The following is a 25,944-nucleotide window of genomic DNA, read 5'->3' as shown; positions in this document are numbered from 1 at the left end:
TAAGCGAAGCGTATTACATTTTACATTCTACTTTTGACAAAACGGTTTTCCCATCGAATTTTAATTGCTTTCTGTCTTTGAAAGCTACTTTCCCTTTATTATCGTCAACAACATCTCCAAAACCTTGCACATACGTGTTTCCTTTTTTCAAGAAAACAACTTGACGAACGGATGAAACACCTTCGGACATAAAAGTATAATCAGCAAGAAGTGTGTCGCCTTTTATTTCCCCAACAAGTGTTCCTTCATTTTTATCTTTTTCGTAAAAATTGTAGCTTAATTTTCCTGAAGTTACTTGATTTCCTTTAACTATCAAATTCATCGAAATAGTGTCTTTTTTAATAGTGCCACTGTAACATTCTTCGGAAATAGATTCTTCAACAGCTATTTTTTCTGGAGCGACTGGAACTACTTCAACTTCTTTTTCTTTTTTACAAGAAACAAGAATGCTCATCAACACGAGACTTAAGACAAGTACTTTTTTCATACATTTTTATTTATCAATTTCAATAAATATACGATATTCCCATTGGATTATTTCGCCAAAAAAAAATCCATCCGCAAAACGAATGGATTTTTCTAACTCAAAACAACAAAAACTAGGCGTCTAAATCAACCGTAGTTCTTGATGCAATTTCTTTATATGTACCGTTTACTAATTTTTCACGAATCGCTTCAAAAGCAACTAACGTTTCATCAATATCAGCTAAAGTATGCGGAGCCGTTGGAATAACACGCAATAAAATCATTCCTTTTGGAATAACCGGATAAATTACAATAGACAAGAAAATTCCGTAGTTTTCTCTCAAATCATTCACCATCACCATCGCTTCCGGAACACTTCCTTCAAGATATACTGGAGTAACACAAGTGTTAGTATCGCCTATATTGAACCCTTTGCTTCTCAATCCGCTTTGTAATGCATTTACATTTTCCCACAATTTGTCTTTCAATCCAGGATTATCACGCAACAATTGCAAACGTTTCAAAGATCCAATTGTCTGAATCATTGGTAACGATTTGGCAAACATTTGAGAACGCATGTTATATTTTAAATAATCAATAATGTCTTTATCTGCTGCTACAAAAGCTCCAATATTAGCCATCGATTTTGCAAAAGTCGAAAAATAAACATCAATATCATCTTGAACGCCTTGCTCCTCACCTGCTCCAGCACCTGTTTTACCAAGTGTTCCAAAACCATGTGCATCATCTACCAGCAAACGAAAATTATATTTTTGTTTCATCGCAACAATCTCTTTCAACTTACCTTGTTGTCCTCGCATTCCAAAAACACCTTCCGTAATGAATAAAATTCCACCACCATTTTCTTTGGCTAATTTGGTAGCACGTTGCAGGTTTTTCTCCATGCTTTCAATATCGTTATGACGGTATGTAAAACGTTTACCCATGTGCAAACGAACCCCATCAATAATGCAAGCATGTGCATCAACATCGTAAACAATTACGTCATTTTTAGTAACCAAAGCATCAATGATTGAAACCATTCCTTGGTATCCAAAATTCAATAAATAAGCGGATTCTTTCATTACAAAAGCAGCCAATTCATTCTCTAATTGCTCATGATATTTAGTTTGTCCACTCATCATACGCGCTCCCATTGGGTAAGCAGCACCGTATTGAATTGCCGCATCTGTATCTGCTTGACGCACTTCCGGATGATTGGCAAGACCTAAATAGTCATTCAAACTCCAGTTCAAAATATCTTTTCCACCAAACTGCATTCTTGGACCAAGTTCACCTTCTAATTTAGGGAAAACAAAATAACCTTCAGCCTGTGAAGCCCATTTTCCTAATGGCCCTTTATTGTTTTGAATCCTTTCGAATAAATCCTTTACCATAATATCTCAAGTAATAATTTTAATTTTAAGAAGTTGCAAAAATAATTATTTAAATTTTATAAAAGTATTGAAAGCAAATTTATTTTCGTTATCCGGTTCTATCTGCAATAAACTTGACAATTAGGACCAATTTCCTACTCTACATTTTAAGCTTTCCCTCAAAAACTTTTTTTCAGTCGAGGCTTTCCATTTCGATTAGGGCTAAATAATAGTTTCCATTGATAAACTTTGTATCTTTGAATCACTATTTCAATTTTAAAAATTTATGTCACAAGATACAATAGAATTAAAACTCGCGGTTCTCATTGATGCTGATAACGTTCCATACAGCAATGTGAAAGGAATGATGGAAGAAATCGCTAAGTTCGGAACGCCAACTACCAAACGTATTTATGCCGATTGGACCAAACCAAATGCCGGAGGTTGGAAAAGTGTCTTATTAGAACATGCCATTACGCCTATTCAACAATACAGCTACACAGTCGGTAAAAATTCTTCGGATTCAGCGATGATTATTGACGCCATGGACTTATTATATTCTGATAAAGTGGATGGTTTTTGTATCGTTTCCAGTGATTCCGATTTTACACGATTGGCCATTCGTTTAAGAGAATCTGGAATGAAAGTTATTGGAATTGGAGAACAAAAAACACCGAATTCCTTTATTGTTGCCTGCGATCGATTTATTTACATCGAAGTTTTGGATGGCGCAATCAAGAAAAAAGCAAAAAAACGTTCAACCGACACTAAAAAACCCGTCGAGAAACCTGTTGAGAAACCCGTTGAGAAATCGTTAAACAAAATAGATATACATACAATAGAGCTTATCGAAACCTCCATAGAAGACATATGTGATGATGATGGCTGGGCATTTCTTGGTGACGTTGGAAACATGATTGTCAAGAGAAAACCAGAATTTGATCCTAGAAATTATGGTTTTTCTAAACTAACACCAATGTTAAAATCACTAACTGATATCCTGGAAATTGACGAAAGAGAATCCGATAAAAAAGGGATTAAGCACGTTTATGTTCGCTTGCGTTACAGCTAAACTAAACTTTTTATAATTTCAAATAAAGTTTCTTTCTTAATTGGTTTTGATAAATAATGATTCATACCTATTTCCTTAACCCGCTGTTTTGTTGTTTCCATAACATCAGCGGTTACTGCAATAATGGGGATGTTGGCATTCGCTGCTCCAGCTTCCCCATTTCTAATTGCGATCGCGGCTTCGTAACCGTCCATAACCGGCATTTGAAGATCCATTAATACAATATCAAATTGGTTTGTTGAAAACGCGTCCAAACCTTCCTGACCATTATTAGCATAAAATACCGTCGTATTCAACCATTTTTTGGTAATCATTTTAATGACCATTTGATTGATGGGATTATCCTCCACCACAAGAATAGTTTTTCCTTCTAAATCGTAAACCGCTGGCTCGATCACAACTTCTTCCTTTTTTTCTTGTATCACCACATCAAAATCAATCGTTATTTTACAAGTCGTTCCTTCATTGACTTTACTAGTCATTTCAATAGTTCCATTTTGCATATCGACTAAGGTCTTCACAATAAAAAGCCCTAACCCTAGTCCACCAAATTTTCGCTTATTATCAATATTATTTTGTGAAAAAGAATCAAAAATACTATCCATTTTTTCTTTTGGGATTCCAACACCTGAATCAGAAATGGTCATTATTAGACTGGCTCTGTTATTGGACTTCGTTTCCGCATCAATTGCAAATTTTACAAACCCTTCTGATGTAAATTTAATAGCATTACTCAATACATTATTAACTACTTGCGCTAATCTAGTCACATCACCAATCATAAAATCGGGAATTGAATCTGATGTTGAAAATTGAAATTCTAATCCTTTATCGTTGGCTCTGTTGATTGCATTATTTTTCAAATGTTCTAAAAGTCGAACAGGCTCAAATTGGGTGACTTCGAGTTTAAGTTCTCCTTTTTCGATTTTAGAAAAATCTAAAATATCATTAACAGAACTCAATAAACTATGGGAAGAATATTTTATAATTTGGCAGTTTTTTTTGATACTATCGTCTTGCACTTCTTTAGAAATGGAATCAGTCAAATTCATTATGGCGTTGAGTGGAGTTCGCAATTCATGGCTAATATTCGACAAAAAATACGATTTTAAGTCATTCATTTCTTCGGAACGAACCAATGCAATCCTATTCAATTCGTTCTTTTCGTTTTTAAGATTCCGAATCAAATTTGACATTGACAACGACAGAAAAATAATCTCTAAACCTGTTCCCAACTTAGAGCTGTTTTGAGTCAAAAAGTTACTGGTAACTTGTCCAAAATTATTCAAAATAAACACCCCAAATCCAACAATTAAAAAGAAAATTCCAATCGTAAATAAAGGATCTACAGGTTTCTTTTTATAATAAAGATATCCTATGGAATAAATAATCAAAAATAGAAATAGTAGCCCAAGCACATTTACTAAAGGATAACAAAATAATAAAGTAGCAGGAATAAATAAGGTACAAAACAATAAACCAAATAATAATGCGTAACTAAGATTAAACAGTATATATATTTTTGTGCTATGGATTTTAATTTTCAAAAATACTTCACTGTATTTCCCGGATAATAAAGCGCCAACTATTGCAAACAGCAATACCGCGCGATTTGAAAACCAGCCTCCATCCGGTGTAACTAGCTGATAGAAATAACCATCTAATGAAAATTGTAACAGCCCAACGAAGACAACATATAAACTATAGTATAAAAAGGTTTTTTCGCGTAAAGCAAAAAAGAAAAAGAAATAAATCACGGCTACAATTCCTAAAATACCATAGAAAAAGCCAAAAACAAATTGCTCTCTTGACACCACCTTTATGAAATTTTCTGATGAATATAGCATCAACGGCATTTTTATCACTTCACCGTCACTCTTTAAATGCAAAAACAACTTCAGATTGGATTTAGGCTGAATTTCCAACTCAAAAACTGATTTCCTATTATCAAAACTACGTTTAGAATATTGCATAGCATCACCACTTACCATTTTGGTGATTTTTCCTGAAGCTCCATCAACTACATATAATTCAACTAAATCAGTAATGGGTCTTGCTGTCTCAAGGTAATAATTTAAAGATGAACCGGTTGGGTTTTGAAGTTCAACTTTAGCCCAAAAATTATTTTCAGTAAAACCCAAATCATCATTTTCAGTTTTAAGTTTTTTTGGATTAAAGGAATCATAATTAGCTATTACCGTCTGAATATTTAATTTTTTCTGACCTACATCAGCAACTGTCGTGAAATTATGAAGCGATAATTCTTTCGGAAATGCCTTTTCCTGAAAGACATATTGCGAAAAGCCATTTGTAGAAAACAAAATAAAAAATAAAAATTGCAGAATAGTATAAAATGGAATAAAGGATTTTTGATACATGCGCATATATTTTTTTGTACTATACATTTACGTTAAAAATAGCACTTTGGGTTTTAAGTCCGCCTCGTTTTACTTCTTATTTTGTGTTAAAATAAGTTGGATTTTCATTATTCTTACTATTTTAGTGCAAAAAATAGCTTTAACATGAGACAAAAATTCTTCATTTTAGGAATTACTGCATTTATTATTTCTTTGATTATTTTTTTCTATTTTAAAGTTGGACTGTTTGTTTCAATTGCTTTATTTCTACTATTATTGATTGGTTATGCCAATAGTATCCAGCAGAAACATGCCATTCTGCGGAACTTTCCCGTACTGGGTTATTTTAGATATTTTTTTGAAATGATAGCTCCCGGACTCCAACAGTATTTTATAGAACGTTCCACTGACGGGAAACCTTTTTCAAGAAACCAACGTACCCTTGCATATCAAAGAGCTAAAAATATTGATGCCACAACTCCGTTTGGAACACAATTAAATCTCAATCGATCCAGCTACGAAGGAATTAAGCATTCCATCTTCCCTGCAGTTGTCAATGAAGAATTACCTCGGGTTGTAGTGGGCGGACCTGATTGTAAACAACCGTATTCAGCTTCATTATTGAATATTTCGGCAATGAGTTTTGGATCGTTAAGCGAAAATGCAATTGTGGCATTAAATAAAGGTGCGCTTCAAGGAAAATTTTATCATAATACTGGCGAAGGAGGATTAACGGAATTTCATCTGCAAGGTGGTGATATTACCTGGCAAATAGGCACCGGATATTTTGGTTGTCGTGATGACAGAGGTGGTTTTGACGGAGGACGATTTGCTGAAAAAGCAAACCTTCCAGAAGTAAAAATGATCGAAATTAAGTTATCACAAGGTGCTAAACCGGGTCACGGAGGCGTACTTCCTGCCGCAAAAAATACAGAACAAATCGCTAAAATTAGAGGCGTTCTTCCAAATACCACAATCCTTTCTCCACCGGGTCATTCTGCTTTTTCGGATACCAAAGGTTTGATAGAATTTATTGCAAACCTTCGCCAACTTTCAAATGGAAAACCAATAGGTTTTAAATTATGTATTGGAAAAACCAGCGAATTTGAAGCCATTTGTCAAGAAATGATTACGCAAAACTGCTTCCCGGATTTCATCACTGTTGATGGTGCCGAAGGAGGAACAGGTGCCGCACCACTTGAATTTGCTGATGGTGTAGGAATGCCATTCGAACCTGCCCTTATTTTTGTGAATAAAACGTTAGTTCGTTTTGGGATTCGTGACAAAATACGTGTGATTTGCAGTGGTAAAATAATTTCCGGATATTCTATTCTTAGAGCTGTTGCCTTAGGAGCTGACATGTGCAATAGCGCCCGTGGATTTATGCTTTCACTGGGTTGTATTCAAGCTTTACGCTGTAATACTAACGAATGCCCAACTGGAGTTGCCACCCAAGACAAAATGCTGATGAAAGGCTTGGTTGTCACGGATAAATCGGAGCGTGTTTTTTATTTTCATAAAAACACTTTGCATGCCGCTAATGAACTCCTGGCTGCCGCAGGTAAAAAAAGTTTTGCAGATGTTGACATCAACATTTTTATGCGTGGCGATGAATTTGCACATTTATCTGATTTGTACTTTCCCGACAATTTAAAAAGCGCAACCATAAATTAAAATTATAGGAACAAAAAGGAGGACTCATTGAGTCCTCCGGTTGTTGGTTCTGATTTACCATTATCAACTCATACCGTATATCGTATAGCTGATTATTGAATTATCACTATCTTCTGTTGAAGATCAACATTCAAGTAATTAATCAAAACCACATTCAAAGATACAATTAAAATTATTTCATTATACTGTATTTAAACGTTTTAACTATTAATTAACGCTGATTTTTTATTCTTTAAATTACAAATTATTTTATGTTTTTAAAATCTGTTAGAATGTTGGTAGCCGATGTAATTTTTAAAAAATTAGAACGACAGAAGTTGATGAAAATCGCATGAGAAAATTATTAGTTGAAATCTATTTTTTAACTAATGTGCATAAAAAAAGGAGGTCTTTTGAAGGACCTCCGATTGTAGATTCTGATTTACCATTATCAACTCTACCTTTCGGTATCGTTTATTATTTGAAAAATCTTCTCTTTGCAGATGGGATTAAATCAAGTGATGAATCAAAACAACACTCAAAGATACAATAATACTTAGTTTAAATAACCGATAAATAATTATTTAACTTTAATTTAACTTGTTGACTTTCAAAAGTTTAATCTGTTTATTTTTTTAAATTGTTTTCGCTATTGAGTTCTATATTGTGGTGAAATTTACAAAATTAAAAATACCCAAAAGGTTTATTTCAAAAACTATATAAGTGTACATCTGAAAATTTATAATTTAAGATAATCGCATAAAAAAAGGAGGTCTTTTGAAGGACCTCCCATTGTAGATTTTGATTTATCATTATCAACTCTACCTTTCGGTATCGTTTATTATTTGAAAAATCTTCTCTTTGCAGATGGGATTAAATCAAGTGATGAATCAAAACAACACTCAAAGATAGAATAATACTTAGTATAATTTACTGATAAATAATTATTTAACCTTATTTTAACGTATTGATTTTCAATATTTTAAATTATTTATTTTTTAAATTGTTTTCGCTACTGAGAGCTATATTTTGGTAAAACTTACAAAATTAAAAATTCTCAAAAGGTTTATTTCAAAAATCATATAAGTGTTCAGTTGAAAATTAATATTTTAAAATAAGAGCATAAAAAAAGGAGGTCTTTTAAAGGACCTCCCATTGTAGATTCTGATTTACCATTATCAACTTTACTTCTCAGTATCGCTTATTATCTGAATACGCTTCTATCGTACAGAAGACCGCACCCAAGTGCTGAAGATACAATAAATTAACATTCAACTACCTGACATTTAATTTTTTAACTATCATTTAACGTATTGATTTATACGTAGTAACAACATATTCACTTTCAATACCACTCAAGTTAATCGCTATCCATTCCTTACAAAATACCTAAAAAAATGTATCTTTGAAGATTCAAATTCAAAACCAAAAAAAATGCAGCTTGTCTTCGCTTCCAATAACAAAAATAAAATTCTGGAAATTCAAAGTATACTTCCTGAAACAATCAAAATTCTAAGTTTGGAAGATATTGGCTGCAGGGAAGAAATTCCAGAAACTGCCGATACTATTGAAGGGAATGCCATCCTGAAAGCTAATTATGTAACCCGCAACTACGGTTACGATTGTTTTGCCGACGACACTGGACTTGAAGTCGCGATTTTAAATGGCGAACCAGGCGTTTACTCGGCGAGATATGCAGGGGAACAACGCAGTTCCGATGACAACATGAACAAAGTACTGGAAGCCCTATCCGATAAAAACAATAGAAATGCACAGTTTAAAACGGTGATTGCATTGAATATGAATGGCAAACAAGTATTATTCACCGGTATTGCTGAAGGCGAAATCACTTTAGAAAAAACAGGAAACAAAGGTTTTGGTTATGACCCTATCTTTCGACCTTTTGGTTATAAAGAAACTTTCGCTGAATTGTCATTGGAAATAAAAAATGAAATTAGCCACAGAGGAAAAGCGACACAACAACTAATCACCTTTTTAACAAAGACTACTTAATTTTTGATTTCATTGGCTTAAGTCTAATTAATATATGTTAAATTGATAATTTCTTTAAATTCATACCAAGCGGAGAAAGAAGTAGCTATCATCGCTATTGTTTTCTTTACTGGACTTTGGTTCTGATCGATGATTGATTTTAAAGCATACCAGTTTAAATAATTCTGTAAATATTTTGTCGAAACACCATTAAAGGTTTCTAACCATTTTCGTAAGTCTTGTGCAGTTTGATTCACGTGTTGAACATGATAAATTCCTTTTTTCACATATTCTTTAGCAGAAACTTTAATTGTTTGATGTTCGAGTTTGTTTTTTTTAGCAAATGCTTGAAAACTCCTATGGCCATCTGTACATAAAACTGTTTTAGGCTCTAATTTGTCTTTCAATATCTGGTTTATATCCTCGGCTGAGATTCTTCCTCTTGTGGCTACTTGTAAATGTTTATTCCCTTTTCTGTCACAACTAATTAAAACAGCCACTTTATCATTATTTATACCTCTTTTCTTTTTTATGAAAACGCTTTTCCCTCTCTTTCGTGGCTCACGTTCCAAGTTTTGATTTCCTTTTTCTGAAAATTCTATAAAAACATCATCACTTTCGCATATTCCAGAGAGCATTTGATCGTTTTGGAATTTACCTAAAGCAGAAAGTATTTTATGGCGCCAATCAAAAGAAGTTTGTTTACTAATGCCAGTCAATTTAGCACATTTTTCAAGACTATAACCCGCCAACATATTGGGGATGTAAACCTTTAAAAGCTCTTTCTTCTTTAAATGTGCTGTTACAGAGCCTGTGCTAACTCGGAAATTTTTTTTACAGTCGTTACAAACAAAACGTTGAACACCATGTTGGTGACCATTCTTTCTTGTTCTTGTAGATTCACAATGGGGACAATTATTGGCAATAGATCCTTTTTCCTTATTCTGTTCTTTAGTTATATCTACTTCATTATCATATAGAAAGCATTCTATCACTTTGTATAATCGTGATTTGTCTTCCTGGTTTAAATCGGATATCTGGCTTAAAATACTGTCTTTCATAAAGTAAAGATGGTCAATATATTGTTTAGACTAAAGCCATTTCATTCAATTTTAGTAACAAAAAGTTGCGTTGAGAATCCAAATTTAATCTAAATTTCCTTAATTGCAAACCCGAAATTTCAAAGTAATTCTATAACTTTCTGACAGTCAAATGGTAATAAATCATTAAATCTTAAAATAGCATTAGTTTATATCGATTATTAACAGTAATTTTGCACCCTATTTTAAAAATACATATGAATAAATTTGAACAATTAGGATTGAGTGAATCGTTACTGAAGGCGATTTTAGATCTAGGATTTGAAAATCCGACCGAAGTACAGGAGAAAGCGATTCCCCTATTATTGGAAAAAGACACAGATATGGTTGCGTTGGCTCAGACAGGGACAGGGAAAACGGCAGCATTTGGATTTCCAGTTATTCAGAAAATTGATGCCAACAACAGAAATACACAAGCATTAATTTTATCTCCAACACGCGAACTTTGTTTGCAGATTACCAACGAAATTAAAAACTACTCTAAATACGAAAAAGGTATTAATGTGGTAGCAGTTTACGGTGGAGCTAGCATAACAGAACAAGCGCGAGACATAAAGAGAGGCGCACAAATTATTGTGGCAACTCCAGGAAGAATGCAAGACATGATTAATAGAGGTTTGGTAAACATATCTCAAATCAACTATTGTATTCTTGACGAAGCTGACGAAATGTTGAACATGGGTTTCTACGAAGATATCGTAAATATCCTTTCTACTACGCCAGACGACAAAAATACATGGTTATTCTCTGCAACAATGCCTGCTGAAGTAGCACGTATTGGAAAACAATTCATGAAAGATCCAATCGAAATTACGGTTGGAGCTAAAAATTCAGGTTCAGCTACGGTTTCTCACGAATTTTACCTTGTAAATGCACGTGACCGTTACGAAGCTTTGAAACGTTTAGCTGATGCTAATCCAGACATTTTCTCAGTAGTTTTTTGTCGTACCAAAAGAGATACGCAAGCTGTCGCTGAAAAATTAGTGGAAGACGGATACAGCGCTGCTGCATTGCACGGAGATTTATCTCAAGCGCAACGTGATGGTGTAATGAAATCTTTTAGAGGTCGCCAAATCCAAATGCTTGTAGCTACTGATGTTGCTGCACGTGGAATTGACGTTGATAATATTACTCACGTAGTAAATTACCAATTACCTGACGAAATCGAAACCTACAATCACCGTTCAGGTCGTACTGGTCGTGCTGGTAAATTAGGAACTTCTATCGTAATTGTTACTAAAAGTGAATTGCGTAAGATTTCTTCTATTGAAAGAATCATCAAGCAAAAATTCGAAGAAAAAACAATTCCTTCTGGAATTGAAATCTGCGAAATCCAATTGTTACACTTAGCTAATAAAATAAAAGATGTAGAAGTTGATCACGAAATTGACAACTATCTTCCTGCAATTAACAGCGTTCTTGAAGATTTATCGAAAGAAGAATTAATCAAGAAAATGGTATCGGTTGAATTTAACCGTTTTATCAATTACTACAAGAAAACTAGAGATCTTTCTAATCAAGCTTCAGGTTCTGAAAGACGTGAGCGTGATGATAGAGATGGTGCTCCAAGAGAAAATAACAATGGTGGTGCAACAAGATATTTCGTGAACATAGGTTCTAGAGACAACTTTGATTGGATGTCATTGAAAGATTACTTGAAAGAAACATTAGACTTAGGTCGTGATGACGTTTTCAAAGTAGATGTAAAAGAAGGTTTCTCTTTCTTTAACACTGATCCGGAACATACTGATAAAGTAATGGAAGTATTGAACAACGTACAATTAGAAGGACGTAGAATCAATGTTGAAATTTCTAAAAATGATGGTGGCGGAAGACGTGACCATAACGGAAGAAGTTCTGGTGGTGGTTTTGGCGGAGGTCGCTCTGGTGGCGAAAGAAGTTCAGCTCCAAGAAGAGAAGGTAGTTTTGCACCAAGAAGAGAAGGTTCTGGCGGTGGTGGTTTCAGAAGCGATAGAGGTTCAGCTCCAAGAGAAGGTGGATTTGGTGGAAGAAGCTCAGCTCCAAGAGAGGGTGGTTTTTCTGATAGAGCTCCAAGAGAAGGCAGTTCTGATAGAGCACCAAGACGTTCTGAAGGCTTTGGTGATTCACCAAGACCAAGAAGACCAAGAAAAGACTAACAATCATTGTTAATTTTCTTATAATTATAATAGGAAACTACAAAATATTCAATCGCCTTTATTACTTTTAAAGTTTTAAATGAGTTTATGAAATATTTTGTAGTTTTCTTTTTTTTAGTACTTTCCACAGCTGCTATCGCACAAGATATACAGCCCTCTCAAAAGGTTAATGGTATTATTATTAACAACAATACGAGACAACCTTTGTCTAATGTAAATATCATTAACATTAATAAAGTAAGAGGGGCTACGACGGATTCGAGAGGATATTTCGAAATTGATGTTCAGCCAAACGACACTTTACATTTTACCATTCTAGGATTCCAATCTTTAAGAGTCCGAGTTACAAACGACTGGATAAAAAACAAAAGCACCAAAATTCAACTTACTGAAAAAGCTATTGCGCTGGAAGAAGTAATCATAAGACCTTTTAATTTAACTGGATATCTTGAAGTTGATTCAAAATTAATTCCAACGAAAGAAAATTACCGTTATAGTATTTCGGGTTTAACCCAAGGTTATGAAGCGGGAGAATATTCACCAAATGCCTTTGGCAGAGTACTCGGGTCTATTTTTAATCCTGCTGATATGCTTTATAATTTCTTTGGTAAAAATCCAAAAGAGCTTAAAAAGCTAAAAGAAATGAAGAAGGACGATACGGTACGAAATCTGTTAGAATCTAAATTCGACAGAGAAACCATATCAGTACTTCTTGGAGTTGACAAAAATGAATTAGCAGAAATTCTGCAACGATGCAATTACTCCGAATCATTTATACAAACAGCAAATGATTTACAAATTATGGACGCCATTAGCGGTTGCTATGAAGAATATAAAATTTTGAAGAAGAAATAAAAAAAGTAAAACCCATATTCCAAATTCCAAAAATAGGATTCCTCAATTGCGAAAGCAACTGGGGATTTTTTGTATAAAAAAAATTACTTAAATTTGAATTGCAGTAAGGACTCCAATTAATCTAAAAACATCATGAGTAACATACCTTTCCAAGCCATTGACTGGAACAAAATAGAAAGAACGGAACATAAAGGCGAAACAGGAACAGCATTTTGGCAAACGATCCAATTAGGCGGACTTAGAATTCGAAAAGTTATTTATTCTGCAGGTTATTTGGCAGATCATTGGTGTCAAAAAGGGCACATCGTTCATTGTTTAGAAGGTGAATTTTTAAGCGAATTAGGAAATGGTGAAGTAGTGAAACTTTCGAAAGGAATGACTTATGTTGTCTCTGATGATTTAAGTTCACATCGGTCTGTAGCAGCTAACGGAGTTGAATTGTTAATCATCGACGGGGATTTTTTGAAATAATATTAAAATAAATCAAAATATTATATACATTTACTTACACCAAAATTAAAAACAAAATTTAAATCAAATATCATGGCAAAAAGTCAAGACGCAAAAAAAACTGCAAAGAAAGAGCCTTTAAAAACAGCTAAAGAAAAGAAAGAAGAAAAAAGAGACAAGAAAAACACTCCAAAAAGAGACTAATTTTTTAAAAATTTTCAGTCGCAGTCTCAGTTTTCAGTTACCCTTACTATCACAAGTAGGACTGAAAACTGCGACTGAAAATTGAATACTATTTCACTGGAATATTGGCTAAAATTTCCAATACAAATTTCCAGAATTTCTGAGAAGAAGAAACACTTGCTCTTTCATCAGGAGAATGCGCTCCATGGATAGTTGGTCCAAAAGAAATCATATCCATTTCAGGATAATTAGTTCCCAGAATTCCACATTCTAATCCTGCGTGACAAGCCACAACTTTAGGCTTTTCAACATTCTGTTTTTCGTAAATACCCACTAAAACATCTAAAATCTCCGATTTTACATTTGGCGTCCAGCCAGGATAAGAACCTGATAGTTCTACCTCACAACCCACTAATTCAAAAGCGGAACGCAATGAATTGGCCAAATCAAATTTGGAAGTTTCCACAGAAGAACGAGTTAGACAACCAACAGAAATTTCACCCTCTTTGATAATTACTCGAGCAATATTATTAGAAGTTTCCACTAAGTCTTCCATATCAGCGCTCATGCGATATACTCCATTATGAGCAGCATAAATAGCTCTGATAATTCCTTCCTGAACTCCTAAATCCATCACTTTTTTCGGTAAATCGCACTTCACGATTTCGATAGTCAAGTTAGGCTCAGTCGTTTTATATTCGGTTTTGATATCACTGATGATTTCCTGCATATCAAAAATATAGGCTTCATCAAACATTTCGGAAATAATTACTTTAGCAAAGCTTTCTCTAGGAATCGCGTTACGCAAACTCCCTCCATTGATTTCTGACACTTGCAAACCGAAGTTTTCGAATGCGTCAAATAACAAACGATTCATGATTTTATTGGCATTACCCAAACCTTTATGAATATCCATTCCTGAATGCCCGCCTTTTAATCCTTTTACGGTAATAAGATGCCCCACAGAACCTTCTGGAACTTCTTCTTCGTGATAACTTCTTGTAGCCGTTACATCAATTCCTCCTGCACAACCAATGTCGATTTCATCGTCCTCTTCAGTATCTAAATTCAAAAGAATTTGTCCTTGTAAAATCCCTCCTTTTAAATTCAAAGCTCCTGTCATTCCAGTTTCTTCATCAATGGTAAACAAAGCTTCAATTGCTGGATGCGGAATATCTTTGCTTTCCAGAATTGCCATAATCGTGGCTACTCCAAGACCGTTATCTGCACCTAGCGTAGTTCCTCTAGCACGAACCCAGTCTCCATCGACATACATGTCAATTCCCTGTGTGTCAAAATCAAAAACGGTATCGGCATTTTTTTGATGTACCATATCCAAATGTCCTTGAAGAACAATCGCTTTACGATTTTCCATTCCCGGAGTAGCCGGTTTGCGTATAATTACGTTACGGATTTCGTCTTCAAAAGTTTCCAATCCCAGACTGTTTCCGAAGTTTTTCATAAACTCAATCACACGTTCCTCTTTTTTAGAAGGACGTGGTACAGCATTTAAATCAGCAAACTTATTCCAAAGTGCTTTGGGTTCTAAATTTCTTATTTCTTGGCTCATTTATTTTAATTTGAAGTTTAAATTTTATCAAGTTCAAAGTTACAAAGTTTAAATTCTTTTTCAGTACTAATTGATATTGTAATTATCTTTACAATTCGAAAATACATACCGTGAAACGCAAATACATTCTTCCAATCTTTCTTTTGATACAAATAATTGTTCTTCAAATTATTCCCTATTATCCTGAAAATGTGGAACAATTTTACAGCAATGGATTGTATCCAATAATTAGTAAATCTTCACGAATTGCTTTTGGAAACATCCCCTTTTCTCTGGGTGATTTTATCTATTTCATTTTGATTTCATCTATGTTGCTCTGGTTTTGGAACAAAAGAAAAAACTGGAAGTCAGAATGGAAAAATAACACCCTAAGCTTATTAAGTTTTGTATCGGTATTTTATTTTTTCTTTCATTTGCTTTGGGCTTTTAATTATTATAGAGAACCGCTTTTTGAAAAAATGGAAATCAAAAAAGAGTATTCGGATGCTGATTTATTGAATTTTACCAAAAAATTAATCATAAAAACCAATACGATTCAAAGTCAGCTTACTAAAAATGACAGTTTGAAAGTTGTCTTCCCCTATTCTCAAGATCAGGTATTCGAAATGAATTTGAATGGTTATAAAAATCTGGCAGTCTTATATGATTATTTTAATTATTCCCATTTGAGCACTAAAAAATCATTGTTTAGTCTGCCTTTAACGTATATGGGTTTTAGCGGTTATTTGAATCCGTTTACCAATGAAGCACAGGTAAATTATTTGGGTCCAATGTACACTTTCCCAATGACCGCCAATCATGAAATGGCGCACCAAATGGGATATGCAAGTGAAAGTGAATGCAACTTTATTGGGTTTCTGGCTTCGGTAAAAAATGATAATTTATACGTTCAATATTCTGGTTATAGTTTGGCTTTACGCTATTGTTTAGGGAATTGGCAGGCTCGCAATAAAAAAATTCAAAAGCAACTATTAACAACTATTCATCCGGGAATTTTAAAAAACTACAAGGAAAGCGAGGATTTTTGGAAAGAATACCAAACGCCAATCGAAACTGGTTTTCATGTTTTTTATGATAATTTCCTGAAAATGAATCAACAAAAAGATGGATTGGAGAGTTATAACAAATATGTGAATTTGATGGTGAATTATTACAAAAAAAATGAGTTATGAGTTTCAAATGTTTCCATTTTCAAAACTCATAACTCATTAATACTTTTTAAACTGCTCGGCTATCTGAGAAGATTAATTTACTATTTCAAAGTGTTATTTAGAAAAATTATATTTTTTCAAGCAATAATCCGGTGGCCGTAAGACCTGGCCCAAAAGCCATCGCTACAATTTTAGTTCCTGACGCGATGCTTGAATCATTAACAATTTCATTAAAGATATGTGGAACAGTAGCAGAAGACATGTTTCCCTGTTGGCGCAATATTTCATACGACCAACGTGCCTGATCTTTTGAAATTCCAACTGCATCCACTACATAATCAATAATTTTTGGCCCTCCGGGATGGATTGCAAAATGCATTTTGGATTTCTCCTCTTCAAGATCTAAATCCACTTTACTGCAAAGTGTTGTCAAAAAGGATTTGATGTTTTTACGAATAAAAACGGGAACCCTTTTAGAAAGCGTCATTAAAAAATTGTATTCTCCTATTTCCCAAGACATATCATCTAATGAATCCGGAATAATAACCTCATGTGAAGCTAAAATTCTAAGCCCTTTTTTATCTTCAATTGAATCATCATTCATGAAAGTATCTTCTTCATACAAAGAATATCCAATAAAACCATCTGCAAAAAGAGAGCAGATCATCGTGTTTGCCACAGAAAATTCGGTTAAATTTAAATGTGCCGATAATAACTCTGTATGAACTACATCTACTCTTCCATGATTTCTACTTCCGCTTATCAAGTGACTGGCAGTACGTATAGCAGGAAACGCCCCGTAACATCCCATTTGGTAGGAATGAGTAACCTGAGTTGTTTCCCAACTTCTATTGATTACGGCTTCTTGTGCAACACTTGGAGAAGAATAACCGGAGCATGTAACATGAACCAGGTTTTCAGGAGCAGAGTTTGTTGTTGAATAAAATTCATCAAAAACATATCCCATTTTTTCTTTAAACCATTGCATGCGGATTCCAATTTTAGGTCCAAACAAATCGCCTCTCCCAGATACTAAACTAGCCGGAAATTGATATTCAGAAGGTAAAGTTTCATCCATTTCATTTTCAATAAAATGTTCTACCTCTTCAAAAATTAAAATTTGTCTATTATTAATATTTTCAGAAGGTACCGAATATTTATCAACCTGGTCTGAGATAACCTCAAAACTATTTGATTCTTCAAAAATTTCATTTTCTCCTGAAGCAACTAAACTTGGTTTAGTTTGAAAATGATGGTATAAAAACTTTGTATATTGGTTAAGTTTTTGTTGATCGATTAATTTCCCTACCAAAATAGGCTTGAAATTAGAAATAATAATGCTTTTCATTAATTTTGAAACTTTGTGTGAATTCCACAAACTTAAGGCATAACACGATTTAAAAAAACAAGCCAAATAAAAATAAAAATCATAAAAAACACAACTACCTTATTATCAAGTATTTAAAAAACTTATAGTTTTGTTAAAATATTGTAAATCAGCATATTGTAAGAATGGTATCACACTCGTTTAGAAGCTGATTATCAGCTATGTAAGAATGTAATTACATCACTAATAAAGCCAATTTTCTATACTTCATCACTCGTAAACGTAGTAAAACTTTTCTTTTTGAAAGGTCGGATGATTAAACGTCCTTCACGGTCAAAACGAATGTAATTGTATACCCAGTTCAAGAAAACTACCATTTTATTTTTAAAACCGATTAAAGAGAATAAATGAACAAACATCCATACGAACCACGCAAAAACGCCGCTGAAATGGTATTTTGGCAAATCGACTACAGCTTTGTTTCTTCCTATTGTGGCCATTGAACCTTTGTCATTGTATTCAAAGGCTTCCATTGGTTGTTTTCTAATTAATTTTATGATGTTTTCGCCCAGTAATTTCCCTTGCTGCATGGCGGGCTGAGCCATCATGGGATGTCCTTCAGGATAGTTTTCGGTTTCCATGGAAGCGATGTCGCCTACGGCAAAAATGTTGTCGTATCCTATCACTTGGCTGTATTCATTTACTCGAATGCGTTCTACTCTTTGCACCAAAGATTTAGCATCTAGTCCGGCAACTATTGCTCCTTGTACACCTGCAGTCCAAATCACGGTTGCGGTTTCAAATGTCAAATCAGAATTGGTGATGATTGTTCGCCCATCATAATTAGTTACCCGAACATTTTTCCAGATTTTCACTCCCAAGCTATCTAGAAATTTTTCTGCAGCTAGTGAGGATTTTTCACTCATTGTGTTTAGGATTCTATCCCCGCTTTGAATAAGATTGATTTCCATTTTATCAATATCCAAATCGGGGTAATCTTTTTGAAGGATGGCTTTTTTCATTTCGGCCAAAGCACCGGCAAGCTCTACTCCTGTTGGCCCACCACCTACAAGCACAAAATTAATAAGACTGTTACGTTCGGCCAAATCAGTGGTAAGAACGGCTTGTTCAAAATTTTCGAGAATTAAACTTCTTATATTAAGCGATTGCGGTATGGTTTTCATTCCCATACTGTTGCGTTCTATTTCTTTGTTACCAAAATAATTGGTCTTGGATCCTGTGGCAATGATCAGATAATCATAACTTAATTCGCCTATTTCGGCAATGACTTTTTGGTTTTTAGTGTCTATTTCTTCTACGGAAGTGAGTCGGAAATAGAAATCGTCGTATTCCTGAATGACTTTGCGGATTGGGTATGCTATTGAACCTGCTTCGAGTCCTCCGGTGGCAACTTGATATAATAAAGGTTGAAATGTATGGTAGTTGTGTTTATCTAAAAGTACAACTTGTACATTTTTATTTTTTAATTGTTTGGCCAAAGCAATGCCTGCAAAACCTCCACCTATAATAACTATTCTGGGTTTTTTCGATTGTGGAACGTTCATGTTTAAAAAAGTTCTGATTTGTTGATTCTCAAAGATACAATGTTTTTTAATGTTGCATTTCATCAAATAGTATCGAAATTTTTGTTTTTTTGGAAAAGGTTTTAAGAAAACTAAACATGTAAATTAGCCCCGATGGAAATGGAAATCCTTTATTTTTCTGATTTTTTCAAAAAATAAAGATTGTAATGTACAGCGGGACGAGTATTAATTATGGATTGATGGGTTTCTGCTCCTGATTGATTTGTACCTCGCAATGACAAATTTGAAAATTGCTATTTTATTGTTTAATTTGTAACAAAATCCGCTTTTGGATTACTAACGTATATATGAGTGACAATCTAGAACAGTCTTTTGTTAAGCAGTTGCAGGAAAATCAGAATATAATCCACAAGATTTGTAGGTTGTATACTAATGGCGATGATGCACATAAGGATTTGTTTCAGGAAATCACGATTCAATTGTGGAAAGCTTTTCCGAAATTTAGAGGAGACAGCAAATTTTCTACTTGGGCCTATCGTGTGGCGTTGAACACGGCAATCACATTATATAGAAAAAGTAAGCGCTCAGTAGCCACTATTGAGTTCGAAGGACGGCAGCATTTCTTGAATGATGTCGAGTATAATTATGAAGAAGAGGAACAAATAAAGCTGATGTACAAAGCTGTTTATCAGCTGAATGATATTGAAAAAGCACTGGTTTTTATGTATCTTGAGGATAAAGATTATCAGGAAATAGCCGAAACATTAGGGATTAGTGAAGTGAATGCGAGGGTGAAGATGAATAGAATTAAAGGGAAATTAAAAAAAATATTAAATCCATTAGGAATATGAAAGAGCTGGATTTATTGAAAAAAGACTGGCAAAAGAACACGGATTCTTTTGAACAAGTCTCGGAAATTGAGATTTACAAAATGATCCATAAAAAATCGTCTTCGATAGTGAAGTGGATCTTAATTATTAGTGTTTTGGAGGTTTTATTGTGGACGTGTTTGAATTTTTGTTTTGACTCCGACGGATATTTAAAGCAAATTAAACAGCCTGAAATAATAACATTTATTGATGTCTTGAACTATTTTAATTATGGAGTTGTACTGGTTTTTATTCGTGTATTTTATAAAAACTATATCAATATTAGTACTACTGTTTCTACAAAACAATTAATGCAGGACATCCTAAAAACTAGGAAAACTGTTCAATATTATGTGTGGTACAATCTGGGGATGATTATAGTATATTGTATTATCGCATTTACAATTGCTTTTGTTTTTAATCCTGAAATGAGTGTTCTGAGAGACAAAATAGCAAATGACGGGCAAATAATGCTCATTACAGCGGGAGTTTTATTATTCACTATTGCTGTGTTTTTTGGTATATTTTGGCTTTTTTACAGATTGCTGTATGGCATTCTACTTAGAAGATTGTATGCAAATTATAAAGAATTAAAGAAGATAGATCTTTAAGTGGAAAGTAATTAATTGAACTATTGTTGATTTTTCCTCTTATGACTTTTCTCTAAATTAATATTCCCAACGACGGGTTTTATTTAGTTCTTCCGCTTCTTTTATTATTTCTGCAGGAATTACTTTTAGAAATGATGGATGTTGCTCGATGGCATATTCTACTTTTTCGACAATTTCATCAATGGTATCATTATCATAATCAATATCCAATGGTTCCTTGATAATAAAGGACTGAAGAATTCCTTTCTTTTTCATGCGTAATCCTTTTTTGTCGAAAGAACGACGAAAGCCGTCAATAACGATGGGGACAACTATAGGTCTTTGTTGCATAATGATGTGAGCTGTTCCTTTACGAACAGGCTTGAATGACTTAGTGGTTCCTTGCGGAAAAGTGATGACCCATCCGTCCTTTAACGCTATTCCAATTTTTTGAGTATCATCTGGGTTGATATTCTTCTTTTCTGTTACGTCCTCGCCTTTCGCTCGCCAAGTTCTCTCCACAGAAATTGCTCCTGCATAAGCCATGATTCGGGGCAATAAACCTGCTTGCATAGTCTCTTTGGCAGCAACATAATAGATATTCAATTTTGGTTGCCACATATAGCACACATTTTTGATAGTATCATCGCGCCCATTCAAACTGGCATTGAAAACGTGAAACATTGCCACAACATCGGCAAAATAGGTTTGGTGATTGGATACAAAAAGAACATTCGTATCTGGTAAATTTCTAATTATTTCAGAACCTTCAATTTGTAATTCATTGAAACCTCTATAACGTCTATGCGTAATTACTCCAAAAATTCGGATTAACCATTTCTTAATAAATAGTATGTGACCAAAAGGATTTCTCTTAAATAATCCCATAAAAATATGTATTTTTTATATTTATTTGGCGAATCTACGAAATTTATATTTGTAGTTCATTATCAATTTCATTCGTAAAATAAGATCATTTTCAGCTTTCTAAAACACCTTTCACAACATCTTTCAACTCACTTAACATCATTGCTGTAGCTCCCCAAACAATGTGTTCTTCAATTTTAAAAGCAGGAACACTAATTTCGTTAGCATACGAAGTAGTCATTTTCGCATCAGTGAGAATTGCGTCACTCAAAAAAACCATCAAAGGAAGTTCAATTATATTTGCGACTTCAGTAGGATCTGGTACAAAAATAATTTCTTGTTTGCAAATCCCTAAAAAAGGATGGACCATAAAATCACTTGGTGGGATATACATGGGTGTAAATGTCTTAATAATTTCCATATTATCTGGATGAACTCCCACTTCCTCATGCGTTTCCCTCAAAGCTGTATTCTCAAAAATTTCATCTTTAGACTCATATTTACCTCCGGGAAATGCAATCTGGGCAGAATGTACACCTTTATAGGAATTTCGGACAATAAGGACCAAATGCGTTTTTCCGTTTTTGGGATAAAGCAGCATCATAACGGCAGCAATTTTTGGTTTTTTGCTTTCAATATCAAAATTTTTCAAACTTTCGATTCTTTCTAACGGTGCCATTTTGATATGCGAAACCTGAGCAGGAAGTTCTGCTGTCATTAATTTAGGAACATATTCTAAAAACTCTTGAAAATCCATAATCAAAGTCTATTTTTGCACTTTAAAACATATATAAATATAGTTTAGAAATTAACGCAATGCAAATTTTCTAAATTAAAAGCCAATAAAATGTATAGTAAAGAAGAAACTCAAAAATTAAAGCGAGAATTCTGGGTCACATTCGCCGATAAATATCCTAGAAAATGGGTGCTTTATGATACAAAAATCAAAGATTTCTCCTTTAAATTTTATGTGGACAATAAAAAAGCACAAGTATTAATTGATATTGAGCATCGCAATGATGAAAAACGTATTGCTTATTTTGATAAAATAACAGCACTGAAAAACATCCTTGAAGAAGAATTTGTCAAAGATTTAGTATTTGAAAAAGAATATACTCTTGAAAACGGCAAAACTATTAGCCGAATTTGGGTTGAAAAATTAGGAGTAGGTGTTAGCAATCGAAAATACTGGGATGAAATCTTTGATTTTTACAACGAGAAAATGAATGCTTTAGAGTTATTCTATTTAGAATATGATGAATTTATTAAGGATATTGATTAGCAGTCACAACTTAAAAACTAATTATTTTCTTTCGAATTGTCATTAAAAAAAGTCATTCTTAGTGACTTTTTTCACATAATTACATATTGAAAATATTATAAACTATAATTCTATTATCATAATTCACATATAGCTGCTTTCTATTATCTTGCTTCTTTCTCGTGATAATAGACAGCGTGCAGTCCTCTCCATTATTATCTTTGCAAGTAAACGAATAAACTATATCTGTATCATTTTCTTCTGTTGGTTGATAATCTATAATTTCAAACAATTGAATGATTTGAGAATAGATTACAATTCTGTTTTTATTAGTGTCCAATGATACCAAAATATTGACCAAATCTAAATCAGACCATTTTCCCCACTTGCCTTTTTCGTTTTTTTGCAAAACACTAAAACCTGATGTTTTAAATTTATAATTTTGACCATACGACTGCTGCAAGCCTAAACCTAAAAAAAGCAAAATAATATATATTTTTGTTTTAGTCATTGTGTAAAAAATTAAAATCAAATTTAGTAACCTCTTTTCTGGCGTTTTGAAAGTCAGTTATCATTTCTAAAAGGATTTCTGCCGCAGGCTTAATTTCGTGAATTAATCCCGCAACTTGACCAATCTCCAACTCCCCTTCGATTAAATCGCCTTCAAACATCCCACGTTTAGCTCTTGCTCTGCCTAATAATTCCGTTAACTCTTCTTTTGTTGGACATGTCTCATACAAATCTTCAAGGTCCTGGTAAAACTTATTTTTTATCAATCGGACAGGAGCCAATTCTTTCAAGGTCAACTGCGTATCCCCTTCTTTGACATCGATGATAGTCTTCTTGAAATTTTCGTGTGCTGACGATTCCAGCGAAGCTGCAAATCTACTCCCTACCTGAACGCCGTCGGCACCTAAAACCATTGCCGCAAGCATTCCGCGACCAGTAGCAATACCTCCGGCAGCAATCAGCGGAATTTTGATATGTTCTTTTACCATGGGAATCAAGGTAAAAGTAGTAGTTTCGTCCCTTCCGTTGTGTCCTCCCGCTTCAAATCCTTCGGCAACAATAGCATCAACTCCAGCTGCTTCTGCTTTTAAAGCAAATACCGAACTACTGACCACATGAACAACTATTATACCATTTTCTTTTAAATAGGAAGTCCAAGTTTTTGGATTTCCAGCCGATGTAAAAACTATTTTCACTCCTTCATCGACTATAATTTTCATTATTTCTTCAACATTTGGATATAACATTGGAACATTAACACCAAAAGGTTTTTGCGTTGCTTTTTTGCATTTTTGAATATGTTCTCGTAAAACTTCGGGATACATAGAACCCGCACCTATTATTCCTAAACCACCCGCATTACTTACTGCACTCGCTAATTTATAACCACTATTCCAAATCATTCCAGCTTGAATAATAGGATATTGAATATTGAAGAGCTCTGTAATTCTATTCATCTGCTTTATTGTAGATTATTGCTTTATGATTTTTCCGGTTTTAGAAAAAATACCCGATTCTAATTTGTAAACGTATATTCCGTTGTCAAGAAATTTCAACGAAATATTCGATGTTTGACTTGTAATATTGTTTTCTAATATTTTTTGACCTAAAATAGTGTAAATAAAAATTGATCCTTTGTCATAGCCTTCTGGCAAAAAAACAGATATCGAATCATTTACTGGATTTGGATACACTATAAAATCATTTTTTGAAAAAGTATTTAAGGACAGTGCATTGGTCAAAGCCAAACTAAAATCCGGAATACCAAAACCATATTGATTGTTTGGCGTTGCGAATCTATCTGCTGATTTAATTATTAATTCTCTGATTTCTTTATTTGTTTTGAGTGGAAATGCCTGCCATAAACAAGCAACCATTCCTGACATAATTGGACTAGAAAATGAAGTCCCGTTTGCGGTCACTATATTTCCAAATTGATCAGACACAATATCAGATTGTCCTTGTGCCATAACATCCGGTTTTATTCTATTATCAAATGAAGGACCAATTGAGCTAAATGACGCTACTGATTTTGCTGAATTTACTGCTCCAACCGCAATTACGGAAACCGCATCGGCCGGCACTGCAATATGTGGATCTAATGAGTTTCCTGAGTTACCAGCTGCCGTCACTATAATCATCCCCCGACTAAACGCAATTTCGGCCCCACGAGACATGAAAGTTGTTGTACCATTCATTTCACTATAAGTATGACTGTACGCTTTGTTATCGTAATCAAAATAGCCCAACGAAGTATTTATGATATCCACTCCTAAACTATCTGATTTCTCTGCAGCTTCAACCCAAAGCGATTCCTCAATTGGATTTTCAGAAGTATCATCTTCGGTGATAAATAAATAGTAGGAAGCATCAGGCGCCGTGCCAACTAATGAATTATCTTTATAACCGCCCATAGTGGAAAGCACTGATGTTCCATGGGAATCGCCTCCATAAAAATCAGGATTTCTCAACACAAAATTATAACCTCCCAAAATTTGGTTGTTATCTCTTAATCTTTGAAAAGGCTGAGCTGTATTTACTCCTGGAAAACCGGCATCTAAAACTGCTATTATTTTACCTGAACCCGTGTAATTCTGTTGGTGCAATTTTTGTCCGTTGAGCATCTGAATTTGATTTGCCGAGGTTCCATAAGCATAATCAATTTTAGTTTTTGTACTCTTGCTTGTCTTTCTAATTCTTACCGCCTTTGCAATTTTACCAGCAACATTCAGCGATTTATCAGCAAAATCTATTTTATTGACGAAGGAAAATGTTTTTAGCGAATTTATCAATGCTTGTGTGCCTCGAACATGAATCGCGTTCAGCCATTTTGATTTGGCTAAAACAGAAACTCCCACAACGGATTTTACTTGGTTAATATAAGATTTCTCAACAGGAATATCTTTAGAATCTAAAGCAATATTTTGATTGGTCCTTCTATCCAAAGCTCGCTGTGAAAGCATTTGCAAAGGCGAGTCAAAATAAATTTGAGAATTCGGTTTTGAATTAAAGTAAACCCAAGCATCTTGTTCTTGAGAAAAAACAGTCGCTGTGGTAAATATCAAAAGAAATATATAGAGTTTTTTCATAGTTAATCTGTTATGGCTTCATAAAA

Annotated in this window: 23 protein-coding genes; 11 read left to right on the top strand and 12 right to left on the bottom strand. The window is 33.9% G+C overall.

From position 1 onward, the window contains the following. Positions 1-13: 13 nt before the first annotated feature. Together IWX84_RS01840 and IWX84_RS01835 are read right to left on the bottom strand one after the other, a co-directional pair. Positions 14-487: a hypothetical protein gene (locus IWX84_RS01840; protein WP_196849056.1), complete on the bottom strand. Its 474-nt coding sequence runs from the start codon at positions 485-487 to the stop codon at positions 14-16. 112 nt (positions 488-599) lie between these two features. After that, complete coding sequence (locus IWX84_RS01835; RefSeq protein ID WP_196849055.1) at positions 600-1,862, bottom strand: aminotransferase class I/II-fold pyridoxal phosphate-dependent enzyme; 1,263 nt, start codon at positions 1,860-1,862, stop codon at positions 600-602. 265 nt (positions 1,863-2,127) lie between these two features. Between IWX84_RS01835 and IWX84_RS01830 the strand changes: the two genes are divergently transcribed. Further along, entirely contained in the window at positions 2,128-2,913 is a 786-nt protein-coding gene (locus IWX84_RS01830; RefSeq protein ID WP_196849054.1) for an NYN domain-containing protein, read from the top strand. Here IWX84_RS01830 and IWX84_RS01825 read toward each other — a convergent pair. After that, entirely contained in the window at positions 2,910-5,291 is a 2,382-nt protein-coding gene (locus IWX84_RS01825; protein WP_196849053.1) for a hybrid sensor histidine kinase/response regulator, read from the bottom strand. The two genes, IWX84_RS01830 and IWX84_RS01825, sit on opposite strands and share 4 nt — an antisense overlap. 144 nt (positions 5,292-5,435) lie before the next feature. Here IWX84_RS01825 and IWX84_RS01820 point away from each other — a divergent pair, with 144 nt between their 5' ends. From IWX84_RS01820 to IWX84_RS01810, 3 genes are all read left to right on the top strand, one after another. Next, a complete protein-coding gene (locus IWX84_RS01820) occupies positions 5,436-6,944 on the top strand; it encodes an FMN-binding glutamate synthase family protein (RefSeq protein ID WP_196849052.1) in 1,509 nt (502 codons plus the stop codon). A 331-nt stretch (positions 6,945-7,275) separates the two neighbouring features. After that, positions 7,276-7,476: a hypothetical protein gene (locus IWX84_RS01815; protein ID WP_196849051.1), complete on the top strand. Its 201-nt coding sequence runs from the start codon at positions 7,276-7,278 to the stop codon at positions 7,474-7,476. Between the two features lie 881 nt (positions 7,477-8,357). After that, on the top strand, positions 8,358-8,936 hold the full coding sequence (locus IWX84_RS01810) for a non-canonical purine NTP diphosphatase (protein ID WP_196849050.1): 579 nt from the start codon (positions 8,358-8,360) through the stop codon (positions 8,934-8,936). 23 nt (positions 8,937-8,959) lie between these two features. Here IWX84_RS01810 and IWX84_RS01805 read toward each other — a convergent pair whose 3' ends face one another. Then, positions 8,960-9,976 (bottom strand): IS1595 family transposase, encoded by a 1,017-nt coding sequence (locus IWX84_RS01805; protein WP_196849049.1) that lies wholly within the window; start codon positions 9,974-9,976, stop codon positions 8,960-8,962. 236 nt (positions 9,977-10,212) lie between these two features. Between IWX84_RS01805 and IWX84_RS01800 the strand changes: the two genes are divergently transcribed. The 3 genes from IWX84_RS01800 to IWX84_RS01790 all read left to right on the top strand — a co-directional run bounded on the left by IWX84_RS01800 (position 10,213) and on the right by IWX84_RS01790 (position 13,479). Next, positions 10,213-12,153, top strand: coding sequence for a DEAD/DEAH box helicase (locus tag IWX84_RS01800; RefSeq protein ID WP_196849048.1), 1,941 nt, complete (start codon positions 10,213-10,215; stop codon positions 12,151-12,153). 87 nt (positions 12,154-12,240) lie between these two features. After that, the gene (locus IWX84_RS01795; protein WP_196849047.1) at positions 12,241-13,008 is read left to right on the top strand and encodes a carboxypeptidase-like regulatory domain-containing protein; all 768 of its coding nucleotides are present in this window, start codon (positions 12,241-12,243) and stop codon (positions 13,006-13,008) included. A gap of 132 nt (positions 13,009-13,140) precedes the next feature. Beyond that, entirely contained in the window at positions 13,141-13,479 is a 339-nt protein-coding gene (locus IWX84_RS01790) for a DHCW motif cupin fold protein (protein WP_196849046.1), read from the top strand. Between the two features lie 271 nt (positions 13,480-13,750). On the opposite strand, the gene IWX84_RS01785 is transcribed toward IWX84_RS01790, so the two are convergent. After that, entirely contained in the window at positions 13,751-15,211 is a 1,461-nt protein-coding gene (locus IWX84_RS01785; protein ID WP_196849045.1) for an aminoacyl-histidine dipeptidase, read from the bottom strand. Positions 15,212-15,321: 110 nt separating this feature from the next. On the opposite strand from IWX84_RS01785, the gene IWX84_RS01780 reads away from it, so the two are divergent. After that, positions 15,322-16,383 (top strand): DUF3810 domain-containing protein, encoded by a 1,062-nt coding sequence (locus tag IWX84_RS01780; protein ID WP_196849044.1) that lies wholly within the window; start codon positions 15,322-15,324, stop codon positions 16,381-16,383. Between the two features lie 106 nt (positions 16,384-16,489). Here IWX84_RS01780 and IWX84_RS01775 read toward each other — a convergent pair whose 3' ends face one another. Both IWX84_RS01775 and IWX84_RS01770 read right to left on the bottom strand, forming a co-directional pair. Beyond that, a complete protein-coding gene (locus tag IWX84_RS01775) occupies positions 16,490-17,710 on the bottom strand; it encodes a 3-oxoacyl-[acyl-carrier-protein] synthase III C-terminal domain-containing protein (RefSeq protein WP_196849043.1) in 1,221 nt (406 codons plus the stop codon). Between the two features lie 239 nt (positions 17,711-17,949). Further along, the gene (locus IWX84_RS01770; protein ID WP_196849042.1) at positions 17,950-19,254 is read right to left on the bottom strand and encodes an NAD(P)/FAD-dependent oxidoreductase; all 1,305 of its coding nucleotides are present in this window, start codon (positions 19,252-19,254) and stop codon (positions 17,950-17,952) included. A gap of 326 nt (positions 19,255-19,580) precedes the next feature. Between IWX84_RS01770 and IWX84_RS01765 the strand changes: the two genes are divergently transcribed. After that, positions 19,581-20,084 carry an RNA polymerase sigma factor gene (locus IWX84_RS01765; RefSeq protein WP_196849041.1) on the top strand — a complete coding sequence of 168 codons (504 nt, stop codon included), beginning with the start codon at positions 19,581-19,583 and terminating at the stop codon, positions 20,082-20,084. Continuing rightward, positions 20,081-20,713, top strand: coding sequence for a hypothetical protein (locus IWX84_RS01760; protein WP_196849040.1), 633 nt, complete (start codon positions 20,081-20,083; stop codon positions 20,711-20,713). Before IWX84_RS01765 ends, IWX84_RS01760 begins: the two co-directional genes overlap by 4 nt. 57 nt (positions 20,714-20,770) lie before the next feature. Here the strand turns inward: IWX84_RS01760 and IWX84_RS01755 are convergent, their stop codons facing one another. Both IWX84_RS01755 and IWX84_RS01750 read right to left on the bottom strand, forming a co-directional pair. Continuing rightward, positions 20,771-21,580 carry a lysophospholipid acyltransferase family protein gene (locus tag IWX84_RS01755; protein ID WP_196849039.1) on the bottom strand — a complete coding sequence of 270 codons (810 nt, stop codon included), beginning with the start codon at positions 21,578-21,580 and terminating at the stop codon, positions 20,771-20,773. 91 nt (positions 21,581-21,671) lie between these two features. Continuing rightward, complete coding sequence (locus IWX84_RS01750; protein WP_196849038.1) at positions 21,672-22,316, bottom strand: NUDIX hydrolase; 645 nt, start codon at positions 22,314-22,316, stop codon at positions 21,672-21,674. 90 nt (positions 22,317-22,406) lie between these two features. Here IWX84_RS01750 and IWX84_RS01745 point away from each other — a divergent pair, with 90 nt between their 5' ends. After that, positions 22,407-22,841 carry a DUF4268 domain-containing protein gene (locus IWX84_RS01745; protein WP_196849037.1) on the top strand — a complete coding sequence of 145 codons (435 nt, stop codon included), beginning with the start codon at positions 22,407-22,409 and terminating at the stop codon, positions 22,839-22,841. 79 nt (positions 22,842-22,920) lie between these two features. Here IWX84_RS01745 and IWX84_RS01740 read toward each other — a convergent pair whose 3' ends face one another. Genes IWX84_RS01740 through IWX84_RS01730 form a run of 3 tightly spaced genes read right to left on the bottom strand, consistent with a single transcriptional unit; the run spans position 22,921 to position 25,918 of the window. Next, positions 22,921-23,331: a hypothetical protein gene (locus IWX84_RS01740; RefSeq protein ID WP_196849036.1), complete on the bottom strand. Its 411-nt coding sequence runs from the start codon at positions 23,329-23,331 to the stop codon at positions 22,921-22,923. Then, a complete protein-coding gene (locus IWX84_RS01735) occupies positions 23,324-24,286 on the bottom strand; it encodes an NAD(P)H-dependent flavin oxidoreductase (RefSeq protein WP_196849035.1) in 963 nt (320 codons plus the stop codon). Before IWX84_RS01735 ends, IWX84_RS01740 begins: the two co-directional genes overlap by 8 nt. 15 nt (positions 24,287-24,301) lie before the next feature. Continuing rightward, positions 24,302-25,918 carry a S8 family peptidase gene (locus IWX84_RS01730; protein WP_196849034.1) on the bottom strand — a complete coding sequence of 539 codons (1,617 nt, stop codon included), beginning with the start codon at positions 25,916-25,918 and terminating at the stop codon, positions 24,302-24,304. Between the last annotated feature and the right edge of the window lie 26 nt (positions 25,919-25,944).

The sequence above is a fragment of the Flavobacterium sp. CG_9.10 genome (assembly GCF_015752245.1).
Taxonomy (GTDB): Bacteria; Bacteroidota; Bacteroidia; order Flavobacteriales; family Flavobacteriaceae; genus Flavobacterium.
The sequence above is the reverse complement of the archived record's forward strand: the minus strand, read 5'-3'. Positions and strand labels throughout refer to the sequence as shown.

Coding starts and splice junctions, on each gene's coding strand:
- IWX84_RS01765 (WP_196849041.1), top strand. CDS start 19,581: ATGAGTGACAATCTAGAACAGTCTTTTGTTAAGCAGTTGCAGGAAAAT.
- IWX84_RS01840 (WP_196849056.1), bottom strand. CDS start 487: ATGAAAAAAGTACTTGTCTTAAGTCTCGTGTTGATGAGCATTCTTGTT.
- IWX84_RS01750 (WP_196849038.1), bottom strand. CDS start 22,316: ATGGATTTTCAAGAGTTTTTAGAATATGTTCCTAAATTAATGACAGCA.
- IWX84_RS01820 (WP_196849052.1), top strand. CDS start 5,436: ATGAGACAAAAATTCTTCATTTTAGGAATTACTGCATTTATTATTTCT.
- IWX84_RS01775 (WP_196849043.1), bottom strand. CDS start 17,710: ATGAAAAGCATTATTATTTCTAATTTCAAGCCTATTTTGGTAGGGAAA.
- IWX84_RS01730 (WP_196849034.1), bottom strand. CDS start 25,918: ATGAAAAAACTCTATATATTTCTTTTGATATTTACCACAGCGACTGTT.
- IWX84_RS01755 (WP_196849039.1), bottom strand. CDS start 21,580: ATGGGATTATTTAAGAGAAATCCTTTTGGTCACATACTATTTATTAAG.
- IWX84_RS01815 (WP_196849051.1), top strand. CDS start 7,276: ATGAGAAAATTATTAGTTGAAATCTATTTTTTAACTAATGTGCATAAA.
- IWX84_RS01785 (WP_196849045.1), bottom strand. CDS start 15,211: ATGAGCCAAGAAATAAGAAATTTAGAACCCAAAGCACTTTGGAATAAG.
- IWX84_RS01800 (WP_196849048.1), top strand. CDS start 10,213: ATGAATAAATTTGAACAATTAGGATTGAGTGAATCGTTACTGAAGGCG.
- IWX84_RS01740 (WP_196849036.1), bottom strand. CDS start 23,331: ATGACTAAAACAAAAATATATATTATTTTGCTTTTTTTAGGTTTAGGC.
- IWX84_RS01735 (WP_196849035.1), bottom strand. CDS start 24,286: ATGAATAGAATTACAGAGCTCTTCAATATTCAATATCCTATTATTCAA.
- IWX84_RS01790 (WP_196849046.1), top strand. CDS start 13,141: ATGAGTAACATACCTTTCCAAGCCATTGACTGGAACAAAATAGAAAGA.
- IWX84_RS01830 (WP_196849054.1), top strand. CDS start 2,128: ATGTCACAAGATACAATAGAATTAAAACTCGCGGTTCTCATTGATGCT.
- IWX84_RS01745 (WP_196849037.1), top strand. CDS start 22,407: ATGTATAGTAAAGAAGAAACTCAAAAATTAAAGCGAGAATTCTGGGTC.
- IWX84_RS01835 (WP_196849055.1), bottom strand. CDS start 1,862: ATGGTAAAGGATTTATTCGAAAGGATTCAAAACAATAAAGGGCCATTA.
- IWX84_RS01810 (WP_196849050.1), top strand. CDS start 8,358: ATGCAGCTTGTCTTCGCTTCCAATAACAAAAATAAAATTCTGGAAATT.
- IWX84_RS01805 (WP_196849049.1), bottom strand. CDS start 9,976: ATGAAAGACAGTATTTTAAGCCAGATATCCGATTTAAACCAGGAAGAC.
- IWX84_RS01825 (WP_196849053.1), bottom strand. CDS start 5,291: ATGTATCAAAAATCCTTTATTCCATTTTATACTATTCTGCAATTTTTA.
- IWX84_RS01795 (WP_196849047.1), top strand. CDS start 12,241: ATGAAATATTTTGTAGTTTTCTTTTTTTTAGTACTTTCCACAGCTGCT.
- IWX84_RS01770 (WP_196849042.1), bottom strand. CDS start 19,254: ATGAACGTTCCACAATCGAAAAAACCCAGAATAGTTATTATAGGTGGA.
- IWX84_RS01760 (WP_196849040.1), top strand. CDS start 20,081: ATGAAAGAGCTGGATTTATTGAAAAAAGACTGGCAAAAGAACACGGAT.